8 protein-coding genes and 2 pseudogenes are annotated in these 6,189 nt (G+C 63.0%); 3 read left to right on the top strand and 7 right to left on the bottom strand.

Features of this window, described 5'->3' with window-relative positions:
• From AQY21_RS00410 to AQY21_RS00400, 3 genes and pseudogenes are all read right to left on the bottom strand, one after another.
• Window positions 1-591 (bottom strand): annotated as a pseudogene (locus tag AQY21_RS00410) (AAA family ATPase); the annotation flags it as partial.
• A gap of 265 nt (window positions 592-856) precedes the next feature.
• Window positions 857-2,011: a hypothetical protein gene (locus tag AQY21_RS00405; protein WP_058095940.1), complete on the bottom strand. Its 1,155-nt coding sequence runs from the start codon at window positions 2,009-2,011 to the stop codon at window positions 857-859.
• A 155-nt stretch (window positions 2,012-2,166) separates the two neighbouring features.
• Entirely contained in the window at window positions 2,167-2,703 is a 537-nt protein-coding gene (locus tag AQY21_RS00400) for a hypothetical protein (RefSeq protein ID WP_058095939.1), read from the bottom strand.
• Between the two features lie 126 nt (window positions 2,704-2,829).
• On the opposite strand from AQY21_RS00400, the gene AQY21_RS28270 reads away from it, so the two are divergent.
• Window positions 2,830-3,015 (top strand): hypothetical protein, encoded by a 186-nt coding sequence (locus AQY21_RS28270; protein WP_152988029.1) that lies wholly within the window; start codon window positions 2,830-2,832, stop codon window positions 3,013-3,015.
• Between the two features lie 153 nt (window positions 3,016-3,168).
• On the opposite strand, the gene AQY21_RS00395 is transcribed toward AQY21_RS28270, so the two are convergent.
• Complete coding sequence (locus AQY21_RS00395) at window positions 3,169-3,381, bottom strand: helix-turn-helix domain-containing protein (RefSeq protein WP_019352078.1); 213 nt, start codon at window positions 3,379-3,381, stop codon at window positions 3,169-3,171.
• Between the two features lie 116 nt (window positions 3,382-3,497).
• Between AQY21_RS00395 and AQY21_RS00390 the strand changes: the two genes are divergently transcribed.
• On the top strand, window positions 3,498-4,124 hold the full coding sequence (locus AQY21_RS00390) for a hypothetical protein (protein ID WP_238986651.1): 627 nt from the start codon (window positions 3,498-3,500) through the stop codon (window positions 4,122-4,124).
• 181 nt (window positions 4,125-4,305) lie between these two features.
• On the opposite strand, the gene AQY21_RS00385 is transcribed toward AQY21_RS00390, so the two are convergent.
• On the bottom strand, window positions 4,306-4,797 hold the full coding sequence (locus AQY21_RS00385; protein WP_161905850.1) for an Ivy family c-type lysozyme inhibitor: 492 nt from the start codon (window positions 4,795-4,797) through the stop codon (window positions 4,306-4,308).
• An 85-nt stretch (window positions 4,798-4,882) separates the two neighbouring features.
• Window positions 4,883-5,641, bottom strand: a complete 759-nt coding sequence (locus AQY21_RS29135) for a hypothetical protein (RefSeq protein WP_152988028.1) — start codon at window positions 5,639-5,641, stop codon at window positions 4,883-4,885.
• Window positions 5,642-5,765: 124 nt separating this feature from the next.
• Here AQY21_RS29135 and AQY21_RS28900 point away from each other — a divergent pair, with 124 nt between their 5' ends.
• Complete coding sequence (locus AQY21_RS28900; RefSeq protein ID WP_161905848.1) at window positions 5,766-5,909, top strand: hypothetical protein; 144 nt, start codon at window positions 5,766-5,768, stop codon at window positions 5,907-5,909.
• 67 nt (window positions 5,910-5,976) lie between these two features.
• On the opposite strand, the pseudogene istB reads toward AQY21_RS28900, so the two are convergent.
• Window positions 5,977-6,189 (bottom strand): annotated as a pseudogene (gene istB / locus AQY21_RS00375) (IS21-like element ISPve1 family helper ATPase IstB); the annotation flags it as partial.

Below are 6,189 nucleotides of genomic sequence, written 5' to 3'. Positions count from 1 at the left end.
GTTCATGAGTTCCGGACCCAGCACCAGCAGATAAGGCTTGTCGCGAGGCAGCCGGCCCATGGACATGGCCAGTGACCAGCCGGTCGGCAACGCATGCGGCAGCAGCTTCTTGAGCGCATCGATCAGGCTGCCCGGAATGCCTTCGATCACGGTGATGGCGCCCGGCACCAGCATCGCATCGCGGTCCTTGAGGCTGCCAATACTCGCGGCAAGGCGCAGCAGCGGGATCAGCCTGCTCGCCGGCCGGCGGATGGGCAGCTGCGATGTGCCATTGGCTGCGGTTGCGGCAGGATCGCCGCCGGCGTCCGCAATGGCGTCGTGTTCTTCCGGGGAGACGTTCTGCGCGGTGGGGCTGGTGTTCAGGGCATCCAGCGCGGCGGATCCCGGAGGCGACATGGCGGCCTCCAGCAGCTCGGGCAGGTCCATGTCTTCGGGGTCGAGCGCCGGATCCCAGTTGTCGGTCATTTTGTTCGCAAGATCGGCCTCGAGGCCGCGGATGGCGTGACGGGCCAGGGAAGCCCAGGATGGAGGATTACGGGTTGCGGATTCGGGGTTCGGATTGCGGGGATTGGTTGCGTTTGTCTGGGTCATGGCGGAATTCCGGGTATGAGAGAGGCTGGCCACCCAGCATTCCGGATGGCGGCGGGGCAGATGGCAGAGCGGGTTGCGATCCCGAGAGGCGGGATGCGGTGGCGGTGTCAGGTCTGGGGCCGGCGGGCAGCAGGAAACCTTGGCATTCGTTTGGTGCGGCGTGGCGTGGCTTCCGGATCCGGGGGCAGGCCCCTGATTGCGCGAGGCGATATCCGGATCGGCCGCATGGTCCTCGCGTGATCCGAGGTGCCCCAACCGGAACCCGTTACCCGGTCAGGCCCCAGTGACGGTCCAGGATCGGGAGGCGATCACGCCACGCGGCGGCACGATCCTCCAGCATGGCGTCCGGATTCCGGGTCACGGCTTCGGCGGGCGCACGGGATTCCGGATCAGGATGCGGCGTTTCCGGATTGTTGGCCCCCGCGATCTGACCCTGGTCGGACAGATCATTCAGAGTCCGGATGCATGCGCCTGTGGCAACCTCCGCCGCGATTCGCTCGAGGGTCTTTTGAAGGATGGCGAGGGCTTGCGGACGATAGATCTCTGACACGACGTTCATCATGTCCGCGTATTCCGGGTTGGGAACCACGGCTTCCGGATAGAGACGACGAAGCTCCGCATGGGCGGCTTTCTCGATCGTGCAAGCATTATGGCCAGTGGGCATGGCCACGACCCGGAGCACCTCCACATCCGCATCTTTGGGAAGCCCCAGCTGGTGTTTGTGACGCTTCACGGGATGGGAAGAATACCCCAGTTTGAGGTAGTGCCTTCCGGTTCCGGAATGACGGATGTCGAGCAGGTAGATATAGCTCGGCTTGGCGGTCCAGCTCTGCCCGCAACCGGCGCAGTCGCACTGGCCCCATTGCAGATTGGCGCGAGCGATGCGCTGCTCATGCCCGCAGCTGTGGCGGTAAAGCCGATAGTTGGGATTGCCCTGCGGATCGCGGCCTAGGCGCATCCAGCCGAACCGCAGCGCCTCCTCTTCTTCGCGATGGACGAGACAGGTCTCGCAGCGTGCAGAAACCACGCCGGACGCGACACGCTCAACGAAGGTGAACTGGCGCCGTGCCGTATGCCCGCAGCGCAAGCGATAATGGCCGTAATGGCGGTGCGCATCCCGGCCGAGCCAGGTCAGGCCGGCGGCAAGGGCGGTCGCGCGCCAGCGCGCTTCGATACAATGCGGGCACAGGGGCTGCGCCGTCATCACCACGGAGTGGCGCGCCACATGGACCCCGCCGCAGGTCTGGCAGCGCAGCGCGACATGCAGGCGGTCCCGAACGCGAGCGATCAGGTCGAAGCCTTTGCTCCGCGCCGCTTCGACCCAATGGGCATGCAGTTCGCCATGATGAATGACGAGCGGCAGGTCAGTGGCAGAGAGCGGGGCGCGGGTGTCGGGCGAGGAACAGGTGGTCTTGGACATGGGTGGTCCTCCTGAAAAAGCAGGATGATGGGAAGCCGATGGCGCCGGGCGCACGCAGAGCGCGCGGCTAAAGGCCGATGGCAAAGAATGGAACAGGCATGCGGCTGGTTTGCCTGCAGTTGATCGCAGGCAGATGCCGTCAGATGTGTGGGAGATCAGGCCGCAGGCGCCAGCATGAGATTGGACGCGTCCGGTTCGATAGCGAGATGGTCCGCTTCAACCATCCCCGTGAAATCCGGGAGGCGCGCAAGGGCGTTCAGATGCTGCTGGAAACCCGCAACCATCAGGTCGACGCGCCGTGCAACGGGGCCATCACCGGCACAGCGGAAGAAATCGGGAAAACGGCCGGGCAGGGCGAGAATATCCCGGACTTGCTCCGGGCTGTCGCTCTCGATCAGCATCTGTGCCAGGTCTGCATAGCGCCGGAGCGGCAGATCCTCGCGGCGCCGGGTAGGCGCTGCGCGCAGGGCGGTGATCCCGTCGAGCACGCGGACCCGGGCCCGTTCGGCGTCGCGGATCCACGCGTCACAGGCCGGATCCCAGCTGCCACAATGCTCAAGGTCACGCTCAGCCTCGATGTAATCCGCGAGGTCGCGCATCAACGTGGTGAAGCCGATGGTGATCGGCGTGTGCGTGAACGCGCTGTTGGCTTCCGGAAAGTCAGATGCCGTGATAGGCGTGTGAATAGCCATGAGTGATCTCCCTAAAGATCGTTGTGGTCAGAGCTTTGGTGAGGGGCCCTAATCCCTTGCCAAGGCTCGCTCAATATGACTATATGACACTGAATAGTCAAGTAGTAAAATTGAGAAAGATTCGAAATGGCGAAAATGGGTCGGCCACCTGCGGATACCGAACCGGTGACCATACGTATGGACCGGGAAATGCTGCGCGCGATTGATGATTATCGAAGGGAACAAGCCGATTTGCCGTCGCGTCCTGAAGTGGTGCGGCGCGTGATGGCGGATTGGTTGGCGCGGCGTGCTGCTGAAGGGCCGAAAACGTAAGAATCGAGCTTCGGAAGCGCCACACCCTCAGCCTCAGAGTGGGGCAAGGCAACCTTATCTGCGATACCGGATTACCAAAGCCTGAAGCGGGTCCTCGATTTTATCGACAGGGTATGCTTTGCAGCCCTGTCCGAGCTGACAGCAGAACTTGGATCAGGTCTCTTCCGGCGGCCTGACCAACTCGACGTGGCTCACACCCAAGGCCTGGGCGAGTTCGTAAAGCGTGATCACGGTTGGATTGCGCTGCCCGCGTTCGAGGCCGCTGATGTATTGCTGGCTGAAGCCCGAACGCTCCTCGACCTGCTCCTGCGTCAAGCCCCGCTCCTGGCGCAGGCGTGCAAAGTTCCGACCGACGAGGCGACGCATATCCATGCGGTTGGCATCGCAGTTCAGGGCTTTCTTTTTTACGCACTATAATATGTAGTATGCCGAAATCTGATGGGTCTGGCAGTGGTCGAGGCCAGGGAAGGGCGAATGCCACCATGCTCAGAATCGCTGTGCATGCTCGATCTTCCCGCTTCGCTGCGCCAACCGTCGAAGAGTTTCCGATTGAAATGCGCATCGCTGGAGAACACATGGCTGCCAAATTGAAGACCGCCCCCTTGGATCAGGGCTTCGAGATTCAACCGCAGGACGATGGGTCAACCAAGCTGACGGTGCGGGGCTCGGGCCTGGGGATCCTTCTGCTCCTTATGGTGTTCGTCTGGTTGCTTCTGATGTCGGTGGGGATCTGGTCACTGATCATGCCGATGATCAACCCCGGGACAAAAGGCTGGCTGGCGCCGATCGTGATCCTGCCCATCGCGATTACGGCGGGCTGGCAGATGTTCCGGCGGCGGTCCTTCACGCTGACGATCAGTGACGAGGGTATCCGGAAGGGATCGAGGCTCTATCCGATCAGCCAGATCAGCGAGGTCTTCGTCGACAATGCGCGCGAGGGCGACACCGTCGTCTCGGGCGTGGTCGTCGGCAGTGCGGTTGCGGTAGGCCACGCAATCCGCAGCGATGAGCGCAAACCGTTGGTGGCGGCGGCGTCTCGCGGCCGTGTCCTATCGGGTCAACCTCCGCCATGGACGCAAGGTGGTTCGCCTTGCTTCGGCGCTGGATGAGGACAAGGCGACGGCCTTGTTCCACTATCTGACGCAGCCGCGGTAACGAAACGACATGACTGCCGGGCGTGACATCACGGCCCGGCCCAGTACGCGCCGAGCGTTCTGACATGCTTCAGCAATTCTTGTTGTGGAACATCCATGGGAATGACCGCCCTACCATGATGGGCGGCCTTCTTCGTTAATTCATGTCGATCAGTGCCGACCTCACGCCGTCCGGTGGATTGCCCAGCAGGGTCGGTCGCTGCTTCGTGCCATGCAGATACAGATAGACGGTGCTGTTGTCCGGCGACACCGCCATGGTGATCGCCTGATCCGAGCAGGCATGCTGGCGGCAGGTCACATAGAGCCGCCACGGCCGCCCGGCGATCGTCCGGACACGTCCGGGGCCTTCAACGCCGCCCTTCGTGATGACGAAGTCGACCCATTTGTCCTGCCCCGCGATCAGCCGGTCGATCCGGGGCCGGATGGCGGCAGAGTTTGCGACCTCATGGAAGCGACCGATATCCTGTGCCGGAGCGTGCTTGTTCTTGCAGTAATAGGGATTCTGTTCGGCGGGGTGGCAGATCCCCGCCGCAGCGAGCTGCCTTGCCAAACCCTCGGCCTCGTCACATGCCGGGCCTTTGAGCCCGGTATTGACCCATTCATGGCGCAGGGCGGCAAAGCGGTTCACCAGCGCCTTATGCTCCGGCCGCAATTCCGCGAAGGAGGGGGATGCGGTCAGAGCCAGCGCAATGACAAGATGACGAAGCTGCATGTCACAGATCCGCTGCCTGACCGGCCGTCAATTCTGCCGTATATTCCGGGTGAAGGCCGGTGGTGAAGCCCGCGCTGGCGCTGTCGGCGCTAATCGTGCCGATGATGGCGGCGGTATCGTGCCCGGCGATCAGACGGCCATCGACAACGGCTTCCTCGTTGCGGATGAAGTATCCCTCGCCGTCACGATATTGGGCAGTCAGATCATCGGTGCTCAGCCTGCCGCCTGAGGCCTTTGCAGCCCCCATGAACTGCACATTGCTGTTCGTGCCGCCGATGATGGAATCGATCCAGGCCTCGCCCGAGGCGGCATCCAGAGTGATTGCCATCCGGTCGGTGCCGCTTTGCGCGCCGATCCCGGCGTTCGGGGTCCAGACGGCATCGACCTCGCCTGTATAGACGCCGGTCGGCGCGGTACCGGTCGGGGCGGCGTTGTCCACCAGGGCAAAGACCGTCTCGCCCGAACCGTCGGTATAGGTCACCCGTGCGTCGCCATAGCCGGGCACGGCATCGACATAGGCAGAGTGGCGCACCCCATCGACGGTCAGCGTGCGGCGGGTGCGCATCACGCCGTTCTCGAATTCCGCGGTCCTGCCGCCATCCCTCGTCCAGGCCGCCAGCGTCGCGGCATCGGTCGCGACCGGCGCGCCTGCGACCGGCCTGGGGGCGGGAGTGGACGCGCCACCGCCTTGAGATCCACCGCCACAGGCGGTCAGCAGGACGAGCGGTGCAAGAGTCAGAAGTTTAGGGGAAAAAATCATCGGGTGCCTTTGGATCTGTCGAGATAATCGCAGTCTGTGTCCCCGATTCACGCGCAGGCATCAAGCAAAAATACATAGTAAAGTATGTTAAGCTGACTTGGCATGAGGTAGGGCAACACCCGCCATGATCACCAAGAACCCCATGCCCCGCATCGTTCCCCTGCTGCTTGCCGCCCTGATCCAGATCGTTTCCGCGCAGGTTGTCAACGGCGGCGTAAAAACCTGCCACTGGGCGGCGCAAAAGTCGGCCACCGTTGTGCGCGGCTGAGACCGCTGCGAGGGCGTAGCCCGAGCGGGGGTCTCAGCCGCGCGTTGCGGTTTTCGAGGAGGGGGGATCAGCCGGCCTTTCTGGCGCGACTGTTGGCGAGGCGGTAGCTTTCGCCATTCATCTCGAGGATGTTGACGTGGTGGGTCAGCCGGTCGAGAAGCGCGCCGGTGAGGCGTTCGGAGCCGAAAGTTTCGGTCCATTCGTCGAAAGGCAGATTGCTGGTGATCAGGATCGATCCGCGCTCGTAGCGTTGCGAGATCAGTTCGAACAGCAGCTCGGC

Origin of the sequence: Paracoccus sp. MKU1 (assembly GCF_001447385.1) — a bacterium.
GTDB lineage: Bacteria > Pseudomonadota > Alphaproteobacteria > Rhodobacterales > Rhodobacteraceae > Paracoccus.
This window is presented reverse-complemented; position numbering and strand designations above follow the sequence as displayed.

Excerpts from the sequence above, each read along its gene's own strand:
- AQY21_RS29135 (WP_152988028.1), bottom strand. The coding sequence starts at position 5,641 with ATGATTTTTTCCCCTAAACTTCTGACTCTTGCACCGCTCGTCCTGCTG.
- AQY21_RS28270 (WP_152988029.1), top strand. The coding sequence starts at position 2,830 with ATGGCGAAAATGGGTCGGCCACCTGCGGATACCGAACCGGTGACCATA.
- AQY21_RS00405 (WP_058095940.1), bottom strand. The coding sequence starts at position 2,011 with ATGTCCAAGACCACCTGTTCCTCGCCCGACACCCGCGCCCCGCTCTCT.
- AQY21_RS00395 (WP_019352078.1), bottom strand. The coding sequence starts at position 3,381 with ATGCGTCGCCTCGTCGGTCGGAACTTTGCACGCCTGCGCCAGGAGCGG.
- AQY21_RS28900 (WP_161905848.1), top strand. The coding sequence starts at position 5,766 with ATGATCACCAAGAACCCCATGCCCCGCATCGTTCCCCTGCTGCTTGCC.
- AQY21_RS00400 (WP_058095939.1), bottom strand. The coding sequence starts at position 2,703 with ATGGCTATTCACACGCCTATCACGGCATCTGACTTTCCGGAAGCCAAC.
- AQY21_RS00390 (WP_238986651.1), top strand. The coding sequence starts at position 3,498 with ATGCTCAGAATCGCTGTGCATGCTCGATCTTCCCGCTTCGCTGCGCCA.